This window comes from Tenacibaculum finnmarkense genomovar ulcerans (assembly GCF_900239495.1).
In the GTDB taxonomy this organism is placed as follows: Bacteria; Bacteroidota; Bacteroidia; order Flavobacteriales; family Flavobacteriaceae; genus Polaribacter; species Polaribacter ulcerans.
Window position 1 is genome coordinate 98,218 of the sequence record NZ_OENE01000048.1, and the last position, 24,499, is coordinate 122,716.

The following is a 24,499-nucleotide window of genomic DNA, read 5'->3' on the forward strand; positions in this document are numbered from 1 at the left end:
TTATCTGTATAAAGTAAAGTGACCCATTAATTTTTTCTCTTCTCCTGATAATTCATTGTAATAAATGGTGTACCAATAATCTCCTGCTGGTAATGGTTTCCCTTGGTAAGTTCCGTCCCATCCTTGGGTTAATCCTTGGTAGTTTTGAATTTTACGAGCGTATCGGTCATAGATATACACTTTTATATTGTGATAATTTTCTACTTCTAAAGGATACCAGAAATCGTTAATTCCATCACCATCTGGTGTAAATAAGTTCAATACACTTATACTTACATATCTTCCTGTTACAAGTAACATTACCTCACAACCTCTAGCATCGGTTACTTTAATTTCATATTCTTTGGTTTGTAAAATGGTAAACTCATTGTCTTGTCCATAATCTACGCCGTCAAGAGTGAAATTATATGGCGGTAAACCGAAATTAACATTGGCGATTAATTTATTTTTCTGCGAATCATCAATAGTCATTGCTAATGCCTGAATGTCTTGAATATCAAATTCATCCGTAGAAGTTTCTGTACAACTAGAAGCAGTATGCGTTGCCGTTACTTTATAACCATCACCTGGGGCTACATCTATAAATTCACCTGTTGTATTAGTTAAAGGAGTATTTATACCGTTATCTAAAGTAAAAATTACATCATCTTTATATTTATCAGCAACAAAGGCTTTGATAAAATTCCCTGAATCACAAGTATAATTAGAAACGGCTTCTACTTCTAAATCAATAGCTTCTGTTGTTTGTGTAGCTAAGGTTTCTACTGAACAACCTTCGTCTTTTCCTCGAACGCTAATTGAATACTTTTTTCCTGCTTCAATTCCTTCATCTTTACCTAATGTAATTAGATTTGTACTTGAATCAAATGGAGCTTCAAATTCATCTTCATTGTTTATACTGATGTAATAAGGCAGTGTTCCTCCTGTAACATTAACTGTTATGGTTGGTGTTGCATCATTAATACAAATTTGTTGAGTTATCGTTCCAGGGTTTATCTCTAAAACATTTGGCTCTTTAACAGTTACTTTTATTGGTGCTTTGTCGGGGTCTGGCGAAATACAACCACGAATAACATCTTTTACCATTATATAATATTCTCCAGCAGGTAAGTTTGTAAACACACCACTTTGAACAAATTTATTTTCAGGATATTCAGCGCTTGATGGAATGGTGTAAATATTATATTCATACTTTCCTTTTCCATTTTCATCTAAATTACCACCTGTTGCCGATGCTGTAATAACACCTGTACTTCCACCATTACAGGTTACATGTTTCACTGATTTAATAAAAGGCTTTAATACTTCAGGTTCTTCTATTTTATGTTCACCTGTTACAGCAAAACATTCCTTGCCAAACCTATTGATACTTTTAACTTTAATTTTATAGGTATTTACTCCTAAGCCTGAAAAAGTATTTGATGTTTGCCAGATTCCTGTAATTGGAAAACCTGCATTATTTAGTAATTGATATTCATAATTTCCAAAACCACCTGTTACTGTTGCCGATAACACTCCGTTGCTATCATCTTTACAAGTAATAAAACCTAAATCTACATTTAAAGTTGCTTTTAAAGGCACATATTTAGCAATTGTAGCGGTTGTTGTTGTTACACACTGCTCAGTATCTTTTACATAAAATGTATTTAACCCTGGGTTAAGCCCTGTAAAAGCATAAGTAGTACTTGCTGATGCTGTATAATTAATTCCATCGGTACTAAATTCGTATGGTGCTTTTCCGCCACCTGCTGTAACCTCAACGCTTGCTGTTGAATTATTCTCACAAGTAATATCTTTTGTAATATTTACAGATGATATTATTACTTTATTAGGATCTTTAATTTCAACCTCAACATTTTTTAAAGCTCCTGTGGTACAACCGTATTTATTATCAATCACTCTTATTTGATAATTTCCTGCTTGTAAGCCTGTAAAAATATTTGAGGTTTGCTCTAATTCTAATCCACCTAATTCAGTCGGGTATTTTAAAATATAACTGTAAGCTCTTATTGAAGTGTCTTGCGTTTGCCCGCCACTAATTACGTTTACTTTAATACTTGCATTTTTTTCACCTTCACAAACATTATTTTTAACTTCAGTTTTCACAGTTAATTTTACTCCTTTCTCTAATACAAAATCAAACGTTGCTTCACAGTTATTAATATCTCTTACCGTTGCAGTATAGATTCCTTCTAGTAATTTCTCAAATTTATTATTTTTACTAAAAGGTTTTACTATACCTGCTGTTGCTTCTTCTAATTGATATTGGTAATTACCCCAACCGCCATCGGCTTTTAAAATAATAGCTCCTTCACCAGAATTACAACTGATAAACGTTACAATACTATCATCTAAAGTTAATTCAGGTTGCGTTTTTATCGTAAATTCTTCAGATAAAACATCACATCCAGGAGCATCGGTCATCGTTACTTTTACTTTATAAGTTCCTGCAGTTAAGCCTGAAATCATATTTTGAACTCCGCCTGTTCCGTTTCCTGTTATTGGAGCTGTTAATGAAGTTCCTGTATTATCTACAACTTCATAAGTATAAGCGCCTGTGTAATCAGCATCTGCAATAATAGTTTCAATATCTAAAGTTACTGTTGCCGTTGCAATTCCTGTTGCGTCAAAACAAGTTCTTTTATTACCACCAATTTTGATATTAAATGTTGGTTCATCTTTTACAGTATGATTTGTTGTGAATATACAACCTGTTGCTGGGTTTGTAATTGTTATGTTATAAACATCAGGATCTAAACCTGTAAATGTTGCAATACCTGTTGCAGAAACAATTGTTTCTTGCTCATCATAAGTTGTGTTCGTTCCTTTTATCGTATAAATTAAGTTTGCGATATCAAGGTCTGCTTTTACAGTAATTGTTTCTTTATTGGTACAATCTAATTTTTGAATTATTTTAATTTCTGCATCTCCTATTTTTTGAAAAGCACCAATAGCAACTGTTGTTGTTGCTGATGAACAATTTTGTGCATCGTAAACCGTAATTGTAACAGTTCCTGCTTTAATATCGTTATTATTATTAACAATATTAAAGATCAAATCATTTTCATCTTGTTCAATATCATCCGTAGCATCTAAAGGTGTTCCGTTATCGTACACAAATACGATTCTGTTAATATTTTGAACGCCTCCAGGAACTGTTCCGCCTTTAATTGCATCTGTAACATTTACCGTTGCCATATTTGTTTGGTTAGCTCCTGTTGCACAAGAAAATTCTACTACCGAATTTTGAATTTCAACAATATCAATAGTAATTTCTGATTTTTCAACAATCGTTACATCTTCAGTTGCTATACAGCCGTTAGTTCCTTTTCCTGTAATAGTATAAGTTCCTGCTGATAATCCTTCAAATTTATTTGTTGTTAGATTGAAAGTTCCACTATATGCAATTGCATTAGTAGGATCCGATGTTATCGTATATGTTAAAGGATTAGCTCCGTTTGGAATATAAATAACGCCATCAGAACTTCCGTTACAAATATTATCAACAAGTTTTACTGGTTCAAAATCTGGTACTAATTTATCATCAACTATAAAATCTTTTGTAATTGAATTACAAGATGCTACTATTGAATCTGTAATAGTTACGCTATAACTTCCCGCTTTACTGATACTAAAAGTTGGAGGATTTGTTCCTGTTATAAATGTAACTATGTTATTCACATCATTTTTATCAACAACTGAATAACTAAAACTACCACTTCCGCCTGTTACATTTATGATATACTCTGCATTTTCAGTAGTTGTTCCATCAGATTGACAGGTTAATTTACCTGGAGTTAAGCCTAAAGCAATATCAGGATAAACTGTTACGACATCTGCATTTACTGTTTCAGGAGTTCCGACACATCCTTTTACATCGTTTACGCTTACCGTATAATTTTCGTTATTATCTACAGATAAATTTTCAAAAGTATGTGTTAAAGAAGTTGTTTTAATACTTTCTTCGATTCCTGCACTATCTTTTAATGTATAAATATACTCCCCTGAACCTCCTTTTGCGGTTACTTTAATTGCTGGTTTTGTATCTGAACAAATATTGGCAATCATTTCCGTTTCAAAAGTAACTGGTTTTGGGTTTACTATAATTTGCTCTTTAGAATACACGTTGTCACATCCTAAAATATCTTTTACCTGAACTTTATAAGTTCCCTCAGGTAAGTTTTTAAAGATGTTATTGCCTTTATTATTTGCAAAATCATAAATAACATCAGCTCCTAAAGCATCTTTTACTGTAATAGTATTTCCTAAATTATCTTCCAATTGATATTCATAATTACTTCCCCAACCGCCTGTTGCTGTTGCAGTAATTGTTGCATTGTTATCGTTATTACAAGTTATTTCTGATGAAATATCTGCTGTTACTTCTAATTTTCCATTTGGAGCATCTATAATTGTAAATACTTCGGATGTAAAACTACACGCTGTAGCATTATCAATATCTGTAATTTTCACAACATAACTTCCTGCTTTTAAACCTGAAATTTTAAGCGGGTTTGTTGTTCCTGTTGCTGGTTGTACATTTCCATCTTTTACTAATAAATTTCCTTCAAAAACTTCATATTCATACTTTCCTGTATAAAATTCTTGTGAATTTCCTTTTTGGACATCTATAACCACGCTTCCTGTTTCCGAACCTGTACAAGTTGTGTTTTCAATACTAGAAGAAAGAACATTATAAACAGGTTCTTCAATTGTATAGGTTTTAGTTGTAACACAATTTTTTGTTATTGGATGCGTTACTGAAATTTCATATTCTCCTACTTGTAAATCATTAAAAGTTACTTCAAAAGGAGTCGCTGTTATTTCTTGTAAACTTGCAGTTCCTGTTCCATCTGCTTTTTTAATTTCAACTTTTATTGGATTCTGAACAGAAGCCTGAGCTTTTATTGAAACATCTAAATTATCTAATTTAACAGTAATACTTTGCTTATCAACTTCACAAGTTGGTGTATGTGATATTTGAATATCGCTTGGTAATATCGGTGCAAAAGCAGGGATAGTAACTGTTTTTATATCTGAATCACAGCCTTGGTCGTCTGTAACTTTAATTTCAACTGTTCCTCCTAAAACATTATACGTTGTAAATGTAGAATCTAAAATTGGTGCTTCTGCTGTTCCGCCTGTTGGCGTAAATATAAATTCTACATTGTAATTTCCTGTTCCGCCTTTAATATCTGTTTTATCAACAGTTATCGTTGCCGCTGGGTTTGCTACATCACAAATATAAGTAACGTTCTGTATTGCATTTGCTCCAATTGTAACTTTATCTAATTGCTCAATTTCTCTAGTTTTAGTTGTCGGACATTTATTATCTCCTTTTGCTGTTATTGTATAAGTTCCTTCTGGTAAACCTGTGAAAGTTTTTGTTACTGCATCAAAAGTTTCTTGAGTTGAAGTTAAAGTTCCACCATTTAAACTTATTGTATATTCTATATCCTTAATTCCGTTAGAAACTTCATCAGTAATTGTAATTACACCTGTTGCAGTTCCGTTACAGATTTTATCTGAAGGAGTTGCTTCAAAACTTGGTTTTAATTTCGGTGCTATTGGTATTGTATTTGAAATCCCACAGTTTGAACCATTTTCACTAATAGTTACAGTATAAGTTTGTGGCGTTGTGTTTATGCTTGGAATTGCAATCGTAAATATTTTACTCGTAACATTACCTCCTGATATTGAACCTGGATTTAATAGAGATGAAACACTATATGTATAATTTGATGTTGTACTCCAATTTTTTAAAGTAACTGTAACTATTCCATTTGGAGATGTTGAACAATCAACGTTCTTTGTTTCTACTAATGTAAATTCAATATCAGGATTAATTGTTATTGGGTTTATACTTGTTGGGTTTTCTGTTCCTACACATAAATTAGTATCTGTTACGCTTACCGTATATACTGCTGCTGGTAAATTTGTAAATGTGTAATCTGCTGTAACTCCTGTTTGTGTTCTTACTATTGCAGGAATTGAATCATCTGTTAAAACATAAGTATAAGTTCCTGTTCCGCCAGAACCTGTTACCGTAATTTCTCCACCGATTTTATTATCACAAGATGTACTATTTTCTATTAGACTAAATGTAACAGGTATTGGATTTTCTACTTTTACCTCATCAACAGATTTAACATCACAACCTAAAGCATCTTTTACGCTAACTTTATAAGTTCCTGCAGGTAAGTTTTCAAAAATGTTGTTGCTTCCGTTATTTGCAAAATCATAAATAACATCAGCTCCTAAAGCATCTTTTACTGTAATAGCAGTTCCCGAAGTATCTTCTAATTGATATTCATAAGAACTATTCCAACCGCCTGTTGCTGTTGCAGTAATTGTTCCATCTTCTTGCCCGATACAACTTACTTTTGTTGGTGTTCCTGTTACACTTAAATCATCTGTTGGTTCTTTAATTTCAAAGACTTTAGATATTGGCGAACAATTTGGAGAAGCCTTCATCGTAATTTTAACGGTGTATCTCCCTGCTTTTAAATTTGAAATTGTTTCTTGTCCTGAAACATTTATTTTTTCTTTCTTAGGACTAAATGAAACCCCTAATTCATCCAATACTTCATAATCATAAGCACCTGTATAAGGTAATGCTGTTCCTGTTTCTTTAATATTTAAAATTGCAGTTCCTGTATCTCCTTTACAAGATACATTTACAGGGTTTGTAATTACTGCATTATAAACTGGTGCAGCTTCTACCGTATGGAATGTTGTTGCATCACAACCTGTTACTGCATCGATTACTGATATGGTATAATTTCCTGTTGGTAAATCTGTAAATTCTATTGGTGATGTTAATGGATTTACTTGAGTTGAATTATAAGTTGTTCCATTATCATCTACAACTGTAATCTTATTTATCGTTCCTGTAAAACTTACTTTAATACTTTCATTTGCTAAACAAGTTATTGGAGTTTTCTGAGTTACTTTTAAATCTAAAATCGGTGCAAAAGCTGGAATTATTACTTCTTCTTCCGTAGATGAACATCCTTGGTCATCAGAAACGATAATTTTAACTTTTCCTCCTGAAGTGTTATCCGTAGTAAACGTAAAGTTTGAAATTGGTGCTTCTGCTGCTCCACCTGTTGGCGTAAACACAAATGCTACATTATAATTCCCACTTCCTCCTGATAATTTTGTTTCATCAACTTTTATCGTTGCCATTGGATTTGTACAATTATATGCAACATCACTTATTGCATTTGCTTCAATTTTAACCTCATCTAATTGCTCAATTTCTATTTCATCAGGATAAGGAAATGTACAATCATTTGTTCCTTTTCCTGTAATTGTATAAAATCCTGCTGGTAAATTTTCAAAACTTTTTGTTGTAGTATTAAAAGTTCCAGTATAAGGAATTACATTATTAATATTCGGACTTATCGTATAAGTTAAATCATTAATTCCATTTTGTAATTCTGAAGTTATCGAAATTACACCTGTTGAACTTCCGTTACAAATCTTCGTTGTTGTTGCTTCTGGTACAAATTCTGGCTTAACAGATTCTTTAACTGTAAAATCTCTTGTTATTGGACAATTTCCTACTTTATCTGTAATTGTTATGGTATAATCTCCTGCTTCGCTTGTTGTAAAAGTTGGTGGAGTTGTTAATGTTGCTGGTGTAACTGTAATAACCTTACTTGTATCATTTTTATCAATAACTGAATACGTAAAGTTTCCACTTCCGCCACTTACATTTATATTGTAAACGGCTTCTGTATTTGTATTTGGAAAAACTCCTGCTTGACATTTTAATCCTGTAACAAGTGTTGGCTCATTAAATACAATATCATCATAAATTTCTACGGCATTCGTACTTCCTGTTACTGTTCCATCACATAAATTCGCATCTTTTACGCTTACCGTATAATTTGCTTTTGATAAACCTGTAAATGTGTATTCTGTATCGGTTATAGTTTTTGTTTTTACAACTCCTGAAGTTGTATTTGTTAAAGTATAAGTATAAGGAGGTTTTCCGCCTGCTAATCCTGATACTGCATCTTTTAAATCAACAGTAATACTTCCTGCGATATTTACATCACAAACCGTATCATCTTTAGTTACTATAAACTTAACTTCTGTTGGGTTTGTAATTATTATCGCATCAGTAATTTCTGAAATACACCCTAAAGCATCTTTTACTTTTACTTTATAAGTTCCATGAGATAAACCTGTAAATATTTTATTATTTCCATTATTTACAAAATTAATATCATTTGATAAAGCATCTTTTACAACAGTATAATTTGTTCCTGTTGCATCTTTTATTTCTAATTGATATTCATAACTACCCCAACCGCCTTTTGTTTCGGTTACAGTAATTGTTGCATTTGCATCATCTATACATTGTACTGCTGATGTTTCTTCTGCTTTTACACTTAAAACTGCTGGAGCATCTTCAATTTTAAAATCTATTGGAGTAACTGTACAATTTTGAGGATTTGTACCTGCTGCTCCAATTGTTATATTAACTGTGTAATTTCCAGCTTTTAAATCTTTAATCTCAGTTAATGTTCTTACTGGTATTGTCCCTGTTCCTGTTCCTGTAATTGCAGTTACTAATGTAGCTCCTGTTATTGTATAATCATAATTTCCTGTATAATTATCAACATCAAATTTAATACTTCCTGTACTTGAACCTACACAAGTTGTAGGTACTTTATCAGAAAGAAGAATAGTATAAGCAGGAATTTCTTTTACTGTATGAGGAATTTCATAAGTACAACCTGTTGCTTGTTTAACCGTTATTGTGTATTTTCCTACTGGTAAACCTGTAAATATTGTTCCTGATGCTGATGCTGTTGCTGGCGTTGAATTATAATTAATTCCATTAGCATCTACGACTTTAATTTCCGTTGCAATTCCTGTAAAAGTTACTTCAATACTTTCATTTGTTGAACAAGTGATTGCTGTTTTTGGTATTGCTAATAAATCTGCAATCGGTGTAAAAGCAGCTATTGTTGCTGATGTTGTTCCTTTACACCCTTGGTCATCATAAACAGTAATATCAACTGTTCCACCTAAAACATTATCCGTAGTAAATTCAAAACTTGATGAAGCTGCTTGTGTTTCTATAGCTCCTCCACCGTTTGGCGTAAATACAAATTCTGCTTTTGTATAAGTTCCACTTCCTTCTGTTATGGCTGTTTTATCAACTTTTACAATTGCACTGTTTCTTGTGTTTCCTGTTGTACACGCAAACTCTGTTATACCTCCATTTGCTACCGTTGGTGTAGGTACTGTTATTGCTTTAAATTCTGTTATTATTATATCTTTAATTTCAGTTGTACAACCGTTAGTTCCTTTTCCTGTTACGGTATAGGTATTTGGTGGTAAACCTGTAAATTTATCTGTTCCGTTATAACTATATTCTATATTTGTTGGTACTGGTAATATCGTATATGTTAAAGCTTCAGTACTTATTAATGTTATTGTTCCTGAATTATCCGTAGCACATTTACTATCGGTAAACGTATGCGTAAAACTAGGTTTTATCGGTTCTGATACTGTAAATGTTTTCTCTAATGTACAAGTAATATTCAGTTTATCAATAATTTTAATAGTATGATCCCCTGGTGTTAAAGTTATAGGTAAAGTAACCGTAGTTCCTATAATATCTACAGCTGGTAAAACACCATCTAAACTATATTCATAATTTCCTGAACCTGTATTTACGGTTATAGTTGCTGTTGCATTATCCGCTGAATTATTACTAGTATCACAACTTGGTACTGTTATGTTATCAATATCAAAAGTAATATCAGGATAAACATTAAATGTAGCAGTAGCAGTAGCAATACAACCGTTTGCATCTTTTACTGTTAATGTTTGATTTAAACCATCAGTAACATTCATTGTATATTTATCCGTAGGATTTACAGGTGTAAAAGGAGCAGTAAAAGTTACGCCATTATCAATAGAATATCTATAAGGAGCTAATCCGCCTGTTGTATTAATATCAATAGTATTTACAGCTCCACAACTATTTACATTTACAATGTTAGTTGTTGGCTTTTCGCTTACTGTTAAGCTTACATTTCCTATCGTTTTTGTACAAGAATTTGGAGCAGGATTTGCATCTACAACTTCTATATCAAAGGTTACTGGTAATGCTTCATCTGTTACATCAGCATGGGATACTGTTATGCTATTACCTGTTACGGTAGCAGTTGTAGCATTTACTAGATTAATTACCTTGTAAGTATAAGCTGCTCCTGTTGTTGCAGGAAGACCTCCTGTTACATTTTCAATTAAAACCTTTCCATCAACAGAACAAGTAATATCGTTAATTTTCTTAAAAGTTCCGTTAATAGGTGCAATTGGTTCTATTTTAACATCCTGACTACCAAATATACAGGTTTTTATATTATTTTCTATTTCAAGATAATACTTCCCTTTTCCTAAACCATTTACTATAATATCAGTAAATCCTGTTTGTGGTTTGTCTATATATGAAGAAACTTTTACTCCTAAATTAGTTATTTCATCTCTTTTAAATAATGTCCAAGTAAAATCATTAGATAAATCACCAGAGTTATTATCTATTAAAAAAGTAATACTTCCATTATCGGTCGTTGCACAGGTTTGGTTATTTACAAGTCCTGTAATAGGCACACTCGGATTAAAATCTACGTATAAATCTTCACTATTTTTTTCAATACATCCTCTAGAGTCTCTTACATAAAACACATAACTTAAACCTGGGGTTAAACCGTTATATGTTAAAGTTCTATCCGCATCAATTACAACTCCGTTCTTATCAGTATTAATTAAATTATCTGCACTTTGCCATGCTGTTGGCGAGGTAATATCATTTATAGCAAACTCAAAAGGACCTACACCATTAATTGCCTGTACTGTTACAGAAAAACCTAAAGCACAATTTGCAGGGTCAGCAATAGGATCTACAATTAAACCACTTACATTAAAAGGTATTTCATACGAATTAAATGTTTCTATACATTTTACAACACCATTTTCTAATAATCGTATTACTGGGTACACTACAGTTCCTTGATTAATACTCGTAAAAACTGGAGATGTTTCCCAAGTAATCCCATTATCTTTACTATACTCAATTGCATAAGGAGATGCTACAGCTGTAATATTTTCAAATTTAAAACCAAATAGCGTTTCATTTCCTACAAAAGGCACATCACAATCAGGTAATATTGATGCTAATGTTGCCGTTAAAACTGGTGGAGTTACTAAATCAAAAGTTTTAGTATCTGTACAACCAAGGCTATCGATTATTTCAACTTCATAACCTGTTCCCCCAGGAATATCATTAAAACTAAAGGTAGATAAACTATGATTTGCTATGTTTTCTATTAAAACTCCTGCATTATCTTTTAAAGTAATTGTATGTTCAATTTGCCCAGTATTTGCCGTAATTATACCACTTACATTTCCATTGGTAGTACATGTAGGGTTGTTCGGTGTTAAGGTAATTTCAACAGGCGTTATTGTTTTTATAATTACGTCTTCTACTATATATTGACAATTTTGAGCATCTTTTACATAAACGTCATAAGTTCCTGCGGCTAAACCTGTAATTAGGTTTGTTGCTAAATATGTTCCTGCTGCTGGTGCTGTGGCATTTGCTGTTACTACTGAAAATTGATAATCTGTAGGAGTAACAACACCAGTACCACCACTTGGCACTACTAATATTTGTCCTGTCGGAGCTCCTGCTGGTGTACAACTTAAATCTGTTGGTGTTGCAGTAGCCGATAATTCAGGATAAATAGTTATTGTTTTTTCTAAAGAACAACCTCTTTCATCGATTATTTTTATTTTATGAACTCCTGGTGATAAACCTGTTATTGTAAATGAAGTAGCTCCTGCAGGTATTGCATTTAAAGTCGTACCGCCATTTTGAGTATATTTCAATGCACCATTTCCTAGGACATTAGTAACCTCTATTGTTCCGTTGCTTCCATCGTAACACAATGCTTTTGCATCAAAACTTACGTCAATTTTAGCTTCAACTTCTATCGAGAAAGCCACTGACTCACAACCTTCTGAATCTTTTGCTTTAATCGTATAATTTCCGACTGCAACATCAGTAAATGTATTTACACCTGCTAATGTCGTTTCTTTTAAAGTAACTCCATCAAACAATTCATAAGTATAAGGAGTTCCGTTTCCACCACCCGCAAATAATGTTATGGTAGCACCTGTATTTGGGTCACAAGTAATTTCTTTGGTTACTTTTGTTAATGGACTTACAACTACTGCTGTTGGGTTTGATAATATTTTAGTTAAAGTAACATCACAAGCTGTTGATGTTTCGTTTGTTGGGCGAACTTTTATTGTGTGAATAATATCAGGAGTCCCTGCATTAAATCCATCAATTATAAATGGGTTTGTATTCGCATCTTTCCATGTTGTTCCATCTGTAGAATATTCAAAAGATATTGGTGTTACTGATGGAAAAGAAGCTGTTACTTCAATTTTACCATTCGTTTCATCTTTACACACAGGATTTGTTTGCCCTGTTATGCTTGCCGTAAATTCTTGATTTGCTGCTACAATTACATCAATATCTGTAAAACAATCACTTCCATAACCTACAGATACCGTATAAGAACCTGCATCTAAATCAGCAAAAATACCTGTTGCATTACTTGTTTTTGCAGTATCATCTAAAGTATAAGTATAAGCCGAATTAGAAGGCAATACTGTAATCGTTCCTTTTCCATCACAATTATAAGCTACCGATTCTGTTAATGTTGGTGCTGTTGGTAATGGATTAATTGTAACATCGTTTAAAGATATTTCACAATTATTCGCATCTTTTACTTTAATATTATAAGTTCCTGCATCTAAATTTGATACTGATGTTATTCCTGCTAATAACGATGTGTAATTTGCAGCAGTTGTAAGTTTATAAGAATAAGTATAAACACCTGTTCCTCCTTTAGGATTCACACTTACAAAATCAATTCCTCCTTTTGTTGTTTTACAAGTAAAATGTATCGGCGTTGCTTCTCCAACTTTTTCTAATTTACCTGGAGCTTTAATTGTTTGAGTTGGAATTGTAGCAGTACAAGTATTTGCATCTGTAACAGTAATTTTATAAGTTCCATCAGCTAAACCTGCAATTGTATGTGTATTTCCTACTACAGTAACTGTTGCTGTTGCTGGAACTGCTGCCCCATTTAAAGTATAAGTATAAGTTGCTTTTCCTCCTGATATTTCAAAAACAACACTACCAGTTTCACCATTACATTTTGGTTGTATTGGCGTTTTTGCTGTTGCTGTTAAATCAGGGATTTTAGTTATTTCTTTTGATATTTTAAATTCACAATAATCAGTTCCTAAAGTTCCTGTTCCGTTATTATCTCTTACATAAACATCGTATTTTCCTTTGGATAAACTAACTGTTGTTAGTGGATTTGTTATTGCTATAAAAGTAGTAGGTACAGGACTTCCTTCAGCTACAACGGCATACACATAATTTGCTCCGCTTGCACCTGCGACACTTGCTATTGTTAAAGTTCCATCCTTACAGGTTTCTTGTGTTGTGCTTAGTGTTGCTGTAATTTTTGCATTAATTGTAATGTCTTTTACTTCCAATTCACAACCAAAACCATCTGTTACAGTTACGGTATAAATTCCTGCGGATAAATTAGGAATTGTATGTGATGTTCCTGTTATATTTCCTCCTCCTGTTGATGTTCCAGTTAAAGCAAAACTATAAGTTCCGTTTCCTTTGGTAACATCTAGTGTAATTGACGCATCATTTCCTGTATGACAAGCTGATGCTGTTGCTGTAAATTCAACATCTTCTTTATCAGCAATAGTTACTTCAAAAGGTGCTGATGGACAATTTTCTTTATCTTTTGCTACAACATAATAAGTTCCTGCAGCTACATTTGTAAATGTAGTTGTCGTTGTTTTTACTGGAGAATATGAAGCTTTTGCACTATTTAATAATTCAAAAGTATAAACTGCTCCATTTCCGCCACTTGCTGACGGTGTTATCGTACTTGTTGTTGAAGTACACGTAATTTTTGTATGCGGTGCTTTTGTAACTTTTACTTCCGTTGGGTTTGTTAATATTTTAGTTAAAGTAACATCACAAGCTGATGGCGATGTTTTTCCTGTTGGACGAACATTTATCGTGTGAGCAGTAGTTCCTACATTAAATCCATCAATTGTAAATGGGTTTGTATTTGCATCTTTCCAAGTTGTTCCATCCGTAGAATATTGAAATTCTGTTACAGCCACCGAACCAAAAGAAGCCGTTACTTCAATTTTACCGTTTGCTTCATCTTTACACACAGGATTTGTTTCTCCTGTTATGCTTGCCGTAAATTGCTGATTTGCTTTAACCTCAACAATAATATCCGTAGAACAATTACTTCCATAATCTACAGAAACCGTGTGAGAACCTGGTGCTACAGCTGTAAATTCTCCTGTATTATTAGTTGTTGTTTTATCTTTATCTAGCATATAACTATATGCTGTTACTGGTGTTGGTGCAACTGTAGGTGTTGGTGCAACTGTAGGTGTTACTTTAATAGTTGCTGTTCCATCACAATTATAGGTAATTGCTGTAGGGTCAAAAGTTGGTACAGCTGGTAATGCTTTTATTGTAATTGGATTTGTAACTGTGTTTAAATCTAAAGAACAACCTTCAGAATCGACTACTTTCGTTAAATAATCTCCTGCCGATAAATTTGTTACTGTAACCGTATTTGTATTATTTCCTAAAACTGGTGTGAAATTTGCATCAGTTGTAAGTTTATAATAAAAAGTATAATTCCCTGATAAATCTGGTGTTCCTCCCGTAGGATTTGTAAACGTAATACTTCCTCCTGATACGCCACAAGCTAAATCAGTAGGCGCAGCTTTACCATCTTTTAATACTGATGGAACTACAATTTCTTGGGTAGAAGCTGCCGTACCTGTACAAGTATTAATATCTTCTACAGTAATTGTATAAGTATCTGCAACTAAATCTTTAAATTCATAGTTTAATGAATTTCCTGTTTGTGGTTGTACTGATGTTGTTCCCAATAAACCTGTTAAAGTTACTGTGTAATCTGTTGTTCCTCCTGAAACTGTTACATTTATTATTCCTTTGTCAGTGCTACATTTTGGTTGTATAGCCGTTACTGTTTCTACTTTTAAGTCTGGAATTTTAGTTACTTTATTGGTCGTAAATATTGCTTGACAATAATCCGTACCTAAAGTTCCTGTTCCTCCATTATCTCTTACATAAATATCCCAAATTCCTGCGGTAATTGTTGTAGGTTTTGTAGCACTAAAACTTGTATCTGCTGGAACTCCTGCTCCACTAATTACAACCGCATAAACATAATTTGTATCTTTTCCTCCTGATGCTGTAATATCTAATATTCCATCTTTACAAGTTTGCTGTGTTGTTGTTGCTGAAACTGTTAAGTTCTCATTAATTATAACATCTTCTGTTTCTGAACAACCAAAACCATCAGTTACAGTTACTTTATATGTTCCTTTTGATAAACCAGAAATTGTATGTGCAGTTCCTGTTACACTTCCTGTTCTTATTATTGATGTTCCATCATGTACACTAAAAGTAAAATTAGCATCGTTTCCTGTAATACCTGTAACTTCAATTTTTGCATCACTTCCTTTATGACAAACAGATGGTGTTGCGGTAAATTTAATGTCTTTTGGTGCTTCAACTTCTACATCTATTGGTGCTGACTTACATCCTAATTTATCTGTTGCAATTATGGTGTATTTTCCTTCAGATAAATTTGTAAATGTATCACCTTTAGATGTTCCTGCATTATCAAATAATTCAAAAGTATAAGGCGCTCCATTTCCTCCACTTGCTGTTGGCGTTATAGTTGCTCCTGTATTTGGATTACACGTAATTTCTTTAGTTAATATTTTTGTTGATGGATTTACAATTACTGCTGATGTTGGTGCTGTTAATGTTATTGCATTTGAAGTAGTTTTACAACCTGTTGCATTTTGACGAACTTTTATTGTATGAGTTCCTTCACCAAATGTATCAATTATAACTTCATCTGAATTTATTACAGGAATCCAATTATTTCCATCATCAATAGAATATTGAAATTTATCAACAGTAACCAAACCAAAAGAAGCGACAACTTTAATTTTTCCGTCTGTTCCGTCTTTACATCTTGGGTTTTCAACAAAACTAGCCACTGCCGTAAAATTCTGACCAGCTTTAACCTCAACAATAACATCCGTAGTACAATCGCTTCCATAATTTACAGAAACCGTATAAGAACCTGCAACTAAATCAGTAAATACATTTGGATTAGCTCCTGTTTGTGGTGTTGCTCCGTCTAGGCTATATGTATAACTAGCGTCAAAAGGCTTTACTGTAATCGTTCCTTTTCCATCACAATTATAAGCTACCGATTCTATTAATGTTGGTGCTGTTGGTAAAGGTTTTATTGTAACATCATTTAAATTTATTTCACATTTATTTGCATCTACTACTTTCGTTACATAAGTTCCTTCAAGTAAACCTGTTGCTATATTTCCTGTAACTACACTATAATTTACAACAGAAGGATCTTTTGCTTTATAATAAAAAGTATAAGGTTTTGTTCCTCCCGTAGGGTTCATAAAATTAATTCCACCTTTTGCTGTTACTGCTTTACACGTAAAATGTATAGGTGTTGCATCTGCATCTTTTTCTAGTTTCTCAGGAGCTTTAAAAATTTCTTGAGTTAAATTAGAGGTACAACCACTAGCATCAGTAACCCCAATTACATATTTCCCTGGGTCTAAATTATCTATTGTATAATAAACATAATCATCGATTACTTTAGGGTTTAATCCATTTAAAGTATAAGTAAATGGCGCTAGTCCGTTACCTCCTACTGAAAAATAAATAGTTCCTTTTTCACCAAAACACTTTGGTTGTATTGGTGGTATTTTTGTATTAGTATAATGAGGAGCTCCTGAGTAATATCCTGCGTCATAAATTTTTGAAGCTTTTTTATACTCACAAAAACCAACATTCCCTCCATTATCTCTTATATAAATATCATAGTTTCCTGCCGATAAACCACCACTTTTAGTCGATGGATTCGTTATTGGTTTAAAATCGGTATTTGTTGGTATTTCATCTTTTAGAACAACAGCATATACATAATTTGTATCGCTACCTCCTTTTACATCTATAATTGTAAAAAAACCTTTTTTACACATTTCATTTGTTGGTGTTACTGTAGCTATTAACTTCGGATAAACAGTAAGCGTACTCACTGGCGATTCACAACCGCCCCCATTTTTTGTTTTTACCTGATAATCTTTAGCCGTAGTAGTTGGCAATGCTAATCCGTTGGTAGTATCAAATACAAACGTTGCATTATTTGACGTTTGCCAAGTAGCTCCATTATCAATAGTAAATTGATATGGCGCTGTTCCTGTTGCTGTAATTTCTATTTTAGGATCAGTACAACTATCTGTAACTGTTGCCGTATGTGTTGCAGCCGCTGCAGCTGTTACTTCAATATCTTTAAGAACACAAGTAGCTCTTACAATTTCTATTTTTACGGCATCAATAAAGTTACCAGTACTTTTATCCCCTGTAAATGTACTTACAGCATCAAAAGAAATTACTGTTGTTGTTTGACCTGCTGGCACAGTATAAGCTCCTGAATATTCTTTCCAAGTTTTACCGTCAGACATTGTTTCTTTAATCACTGCAGTCGCAAGACTCTTCCCTATTTTTACAGTAGCTACATCACGTCCTAACCTACCTCTATGAGCTACAGACCAATTAATTACATCACCTGGTTTTGTACAAAATTCTTGATATAATGACCCTACTGTATTAGCGTTTAATTCAACAAAATTATCACTCCCATCATAAGAAGGAACACCTTCAAAATTATTTTTGTACCAAAGTTCCATTTCATTATCGGCTGCGGTAGTTTCCCATCCTGTAAAATTAGACTCATCTGCTATATAAGGATAATTGCCTGTAAAATAACGATCTTCAAAACTTCCATTTTCAAAAGGATTATCGGTACAACCACATTCATCACATTTTTTACTATCCAATAACATTACCTGGTATTTTTTAGCGCGTACTGCTACATCAGTATATATATATTGGTTGCTTAAATTTGCATTTTGCCAAGAAGTACCGCCGTCAATACTAAATTTATAAGGTGGTGTTCCTCCTGATGCTTCTACAGTAATTGTTGCCCCTGTTACACAAGTTGCAGGCGTTGTAATACCTGTATTTATTAATTCTAGTTTAGTCGGCTCACCTATGGTATGTTTACCTAAATCAACTTCACAGCTAACCAGATTAGGTGCTGTTCCTATTGTTTCTCTAATTTTTAAATCGTAATCTCCTTTTGCTAGCCCTACAATTCGATATGGATTATCTCCTGTTTCTTCCCAAGTAGTTCCACCATCCGTAGAATACTCATAGCTTCCTCCTTGAAAATTACGTGCATTAACTGTAATACTTCCATTATCCGAACCAGAACAATCACTATCGGTAGTAGCTGTAACACTTCCTGTCAGTGGTTGCCCATAAAGAGATACATACGGGGTTTTTACAGTACACGATTTACCATATTTTATGCTAAATTTATACCAATCTTGACGTACATTTTCAAAGACATTACTAGCTTGAAAATTTGTACCATCAATACTATAGCTATAAGACGCATCTTTTGGTGTTATAATAACTGTTGCTGTATTACCACAAATTAATATTTCATGTTTTATAGTTGGCTCTGTTGGTAAAGCATCAATAGTAATGGTATCTAAAGCTAAAGAACAACCATTTTTATCTTCTACCTTTGTATTGTATGTTCCTGCAACAGGAACTGAAGCTGTTGTTCCAGAGGTTACTGTTGTAAAATTAGTATCCGCAGCAAGTTTATAAAAATACGTAAAAGGTGCTGTTCCTCCTGTTGGCTGGGTAAACGTAATTGTTCCTATTGGACTAGACTGCGTATTTCCCCAACGACATTCTAAACCTGTAGCAACTGCTTTACCTGCCGATAAACCTCCAGTTTCTGTAATAGCAATATTTTGTATTTGGTAATTACATTGATATGTTCCTTTGGTTGCTCTAATATAAACGGTATATAATGTTGCTGCTGTTGTAGCATCCAAACCATCGAAAAAACCTGTAGTTTTCCAAGTAGCATTATCAATACTATATTCTAATTTATAACCCGTATTATTAGTAACATCAACTGTTATAGTTCCTTTCTTATTACAATTTACTTGAGTTTCTTTATGTGTAAATTGCAAAGGCGCTTCTACACTAATTGTAGCGGTAGCGGTTGCTGTACAGTTTTTACTATCGGTAACCTCAAAAATATAATCACCTTCTGTACCATTTACCACATTATATGTTGTATCTGTAAAATAGGTTTTTGGGCTAACAGCTGCTCCATCTATTGATAATAATGCGTATGAATATTTGTCTCCTGTAGCATTTGGTACACCATTAGCTCCTGCTAAAGTTATTATTCCTGCCGATGAACCTGCAGTACAGGTAATATTTTTAGTTGCTACTGCGGTTAATATAAGCGGAGTTGGTTTAATAACTCTGGTTGTTACTGTCTCTGTACAAGTAGTCGTAGTAGTTGCTACCTTTACACTATACACCCCTGCTGTTGTTACCTCAAAAGTCACACTTCTATCAGGAGTTGCTGCCTTTGTTTCAATAACTCCACCAACACTATTTAATAATGTATAAATATAATTACCTGGTAAAGTACCGTTTACTTGTGCTGTTATTATTGCTTTTCCATCACAGCCAGCATTAAATTCAGGGTCAACAGTTAAACCTAGTGCTTGTTTTTGAATATTTATAGACGGTTCGGTATAACTACATGATGTTGCTGGTGACCCTTGTAATCTTATTGTTACCTCATAATCTCCTGAATCTTTTAAACCTGTAAAAGCATTTCCGTTCTGAAAACCATTAACAGGAATAGTAGTTCCATCGGGTTTTGTTAATTGATATCCGTAACCTGCTGGCACACTATTTATAGTAATACTAGCATCAGTACCGCAAGTAATATGTTTTTTTACAATGGTAGGGTTTAATGCTGATGTATAGACATTAAAATAATAGGTAGAAGGACATTTACCATCGTATAAAACCTCTACTTTATACTGTCCTTCTGTTGAAAATTCTTTAGAATAAGCTGTTCCTATTTCATTCCAAGTACAGCTAGTGTCTAAATTAGCACAATTTGATACGGCCTTAAAAGCACAGGTTTCATCTAACTGAAACCATTTTACCGTAGTTCCTGTTGCTCCTGTAAATGGTAAATCTATCTTTTTTGAAACTCCCGCGCCACATAAATATATTTGAGACAACTCAACAGAATTACTAGTACAACTTGTTAATGTTTGATCTACTAAAAGTAGTAAAGGGTTTGGCGCTGTACTATAAGGAATAACTATTATTTTTTCGGTAGAAGTAACACAACCTGTTGGCGCAACTTTTGTTACAAGGTAAGTTCCTGTTTGTGTTGCGTTATATGTTTGACTTGTACCTAACACTGTTAATGGTGCATTTTCATTTACCCATGAATATGATGTGAAACCTGTTCCGGCAGCAAGAAGAATGTTTTTACCACAAAGAATTTCTGTTCTTTCAAAGGTACATCCACTGGTATCAATTAAAAAATTAGAACTCCCTGCTTGCCCTAAATTACAAGCGTCAATTCCTGAAAAACTTGGTGTATTTTCTATTCTGTTATACCCTGGAATATAGCCTAAATCCCCTACATTTAATGCAGATAAATCCCTACTATAATTAGCGTAAGCTTGGTTCTCTATTTTATCAGAACAAACATCTCGTAATTTACTACAATCACTAACAACTTCAATTTTTAATTTTATTGAGTGCTCAGCGCCTTTTATTTTAACAAAACTATCAGGTATATAAAAACGTAACTTCCCTCTAAATCCATTTGCTGAAACAGGTGGTTCATAAGTATATACAATATCTGTGTTTGTGTTTGGGTACGCAGGTGCTGTAGCCACGAGCTGTATACTCGCAGGTAAAATATCTCCTGGTAATAAATTTACATTTTTAGGTAATTCATCTATTATTACCGTGTTTTTAGCATTATCGGTACCTACACTACTAAAGGTTAAGTCATAAAACAAAGAACTACCTAAACCTACAGGTGTTCCCGAAATATTCCCCCCTGAAGCATCTGTAATTGTTTTTACTAATTTTATTTTAGGCTCTACAACCTCAACAGACATCGCATTTAAAAATGGCCAATAAACATCTCCTCCTGTAGTAAACTTAACATCTAAAGATGTTTCATTATTACCTATAATACTATTATTTGGGTTATTTATTTTAATATGATCTATATCAAAACCAAGGGTATTGGTACTCGCTGGGTTTCTGCCAGCTAAATAAGTATCAAAAACACTAATAGACCCATTAAAAAAATTATCTTGAGGACTAATAGTGTTAAATACATTTACATAATTGTTTGCTGCATTTTTAATTTGATAATTATCCCCTGGAATTGCTTTATCCCCTTCTAAGGCAGCCATTATTAACTCTACATTAACAGGTCCTTTTGGTATGGTTTTAAAATTCAAAAAAGTTATTTCCGCTTCATTTGCTGGAGTTATTACATTACCACTAGCATCTTTTGTTTCTCCATGTATATCTGCAAATCCATCAAAAACTGAAAACTTCTTACTTGACTCATTATCATTTTCATAAACTACAATCATTACCCAACCAGAAGCACCTCCTAAACCTCTATAATGATCGACTCCTCTAGTAGCTCTAATATTTGCTGCTGTATAGACTCCGTTAGGGTTTACTTCTGCTTGTACTTCAGTCGTTATATCTTTAAAACAGATATAAGGCTCATTGTTATTGTAAATAGTTTCATCAGCTGTTATATTTTTATACGTAGTTGATGAAGGATATTTGAATTTTATCTTATCATAATCATCCGACCTTAAGGGATTCGTTGTTGTAAGCCAATGTTCTCTTGGATATACACCTGCCCAATACAACCCTGCATAAGCTACACGTGAACAATTAGGTAAACTTAAAGTAGATGTGCTTGATGAAAAAGTATCATCTTTTCCATCTCCATTCTCATCAACAGAACCATCAACATCAACATAATCCATGTAAGCAGAACCATTACCTAAATCTTGTCTTATATTACCATTTTGATATATATACAAATCTAAATCATATGAGTCATTTGGCGTCTCATTTCCTGTATAAACACTACCATTATTCAAAATATAAGGATAGCGATATAAATCAAATGCTTTATTTAACTCTCTAAAATCTCTAGTTTTTTTAACATCAACACTAAGGTTATTATTCCCTATAAAAGTCATATTACCTCGCAAAGTTAAATCCATACCTGCTGAGCTTTTATCAATATCACTTTGCGTAAAACCTGAAGGTCTCTGCCCTAATGCTAAAGGCATTGTTCTTTCCATCATTACACTCTCACCTTCTCTTAAATGCTCTAATGAAGCATCTATTTTTTGCGAGAATGAAATTAGTGTAAAAAATAAACTAGCTAATAAAAGTATTTTTTTTATCATATTATGAAAATTTATCGGGGGAAATCCTTAAAAAATTAATTATTTTATATGTACTATCGTTTTACGATCGTAAAACGCGCCATCTAAATTGCTATTATATAAACGGATAATTTCTTCTCTATTATCTGTTTTTGCTATATACACATGCATATAACCCGTGGTTGGATTTATAAAATATCCTGCTTCAATATCGTCATTTCTTAGCTCGTCTACATTTCTATCTGCTAATGGTTTTTTTGAATTTACATAAACTTGTAAATAATACCCTGGCTCAATTCCTTGTGAGTTTGACATAGTTCTTACCCTTGCTGGCGGTTGTTTTTTAGGCTCTTTATATGAATCACCTTTTTCACCAATAGTTAATTTAACTACATAAACAGGATCTTTACCTCCTTTTTTCATCTTTATTGATGATTGATCATTTTTGTCGTTATTTTCAAACAAACGGGTTTTATCGTTAAAATCGTACACTTTATCTTCAGCATCCGACTCCTTTGCGTATCTGTCAATATATACGTAATACCATTTATCGGTAGGGTCGTAAATATATTTAGCTTCTATATCTAATCTGTTCCATTTTTCTATTAGAACCTCTACATTTTCTTTATTTCTGTACCTATCTGAAACTACATAATACATAGTTCCGCCTCCGCCACCGTCAGATTTCGTAATAGTGCTTTCACGCCAAGGTGCTTTTGATCTTCTTTTTAAAGAAGTGTCTTTTTCATCGCCTTTAATCTCCTTAGGAATAAATGTTTTTGGTTCTTTTATTACCTCTTTTATTAGTGCTGGTTGATTTTTTAAAATTCGAAGCACCTCATCTACTTTTTTATTTAAATTATTAATAGAGTCTTGTGCTTGCTGAAGTTCATCAGATAAATCATGATGTTCTTCGTCTTTATATACAGGTTTTTTCTTAGGTTTTCTTTTTGGCAAGGTAATATTTACTTTACCCGTTCTTCTCTTCGATATTTCTCGAGTATATCTTTTTTGCCCTAAAGTATAAACCAAACCAACTTCATTCGTTGCCGAAAATTTATTTTTTTCATAACTAAATCCTATAGCTAGTTTATCAGAAATATTAACACCTAAACCAGCAGACATACCATACGTTTTATCGTAACCTGCTTTTATCCAACCTGCTTTAGGCAAATCTAATATTACAGTACCTGCACCACTAAAGCCTTCTGTACCTTCTTTTCTAGCAATTATTAATGTTCTCAAATCTGTACCTTCAAAAATACCTGAAGCATAAGTAAACTCGTGAGAATACATTGCGTGAGCTGATATTGTTTTTTCGCCAAAAGTAGTTGCTAATTCGTTATTTTTCAAATTAAAATCAACTAAATTTTCAAAAAACACTCCTACATCAAACTTACCAAACGATAAGGTTACCGCAGGCTGTAGCATTACAATAGGAATATCTTGAAAATTACTTAAAAAAGAGTCCTCTTTATTTTTTACCAATACCCTAGCCCAATCTAAACTGCTTCTACTATATAAAAAATTAAAACCAAAAGTTAAATCTAGGCTTTGGCTTAACTGCAATCGCTGAGCGTAATTCGCGATAGCGCCAAAATCTTTCATTCCTGCAACTTCTTGCTGATAAATAGCAAAGCCTGCACCTATGTTTTCACGCATTTTTCCTGCATAAGAAACTACATGCAACCTTGGGTTGTCTTCAAAATCAATATTACTGTTACGAGCAATAGCCGTTATTGTTGTTTTACTCTCTCGCAATGATGAAAAAGTTGGTATCGTTAAAAAACGATTAAACTTCATAAAATTACGTGAAGTAAAACTATTGTACTGCTGCCCGCTACTAGATACCTGTGCCTCTAATGAAAGAACGGTAAAAAATAGCGTTATAATATATAATGTAATTCTTTTAATCATCTTT

The 24,499-nt window shown here is 33.1% G+C and carries 2 protein-coding genes; both read right to left on the bottom strand.

Features of this window, described 5'->3' with window-relative positions; translation table 11 throughout:
* Complete coding sequence (locus DPIF8902391_RS10965) at positions 1-22,599, bottom strand: T9SS type B sorting domain-containing protein (RefSeq protein WP_172505843.1); 22,599 nt, start codon at positions 22,597-22,599, stop codon at positions 1-3.
* Positions 22,600-22,638: 39 nt separating this feature from the next.
* Entirely contained in the window at positions 22,639-24,495 is a 1,857-nt protein-coding gene (locus DPIF8902391_RS10970) for a PorP/SprF family type IX secretion system membrane protein (protein WP_172505844.1), read from the bottom strand.
* Positions 24,496-24,499 lie beyond the last annotated feature (4 nt).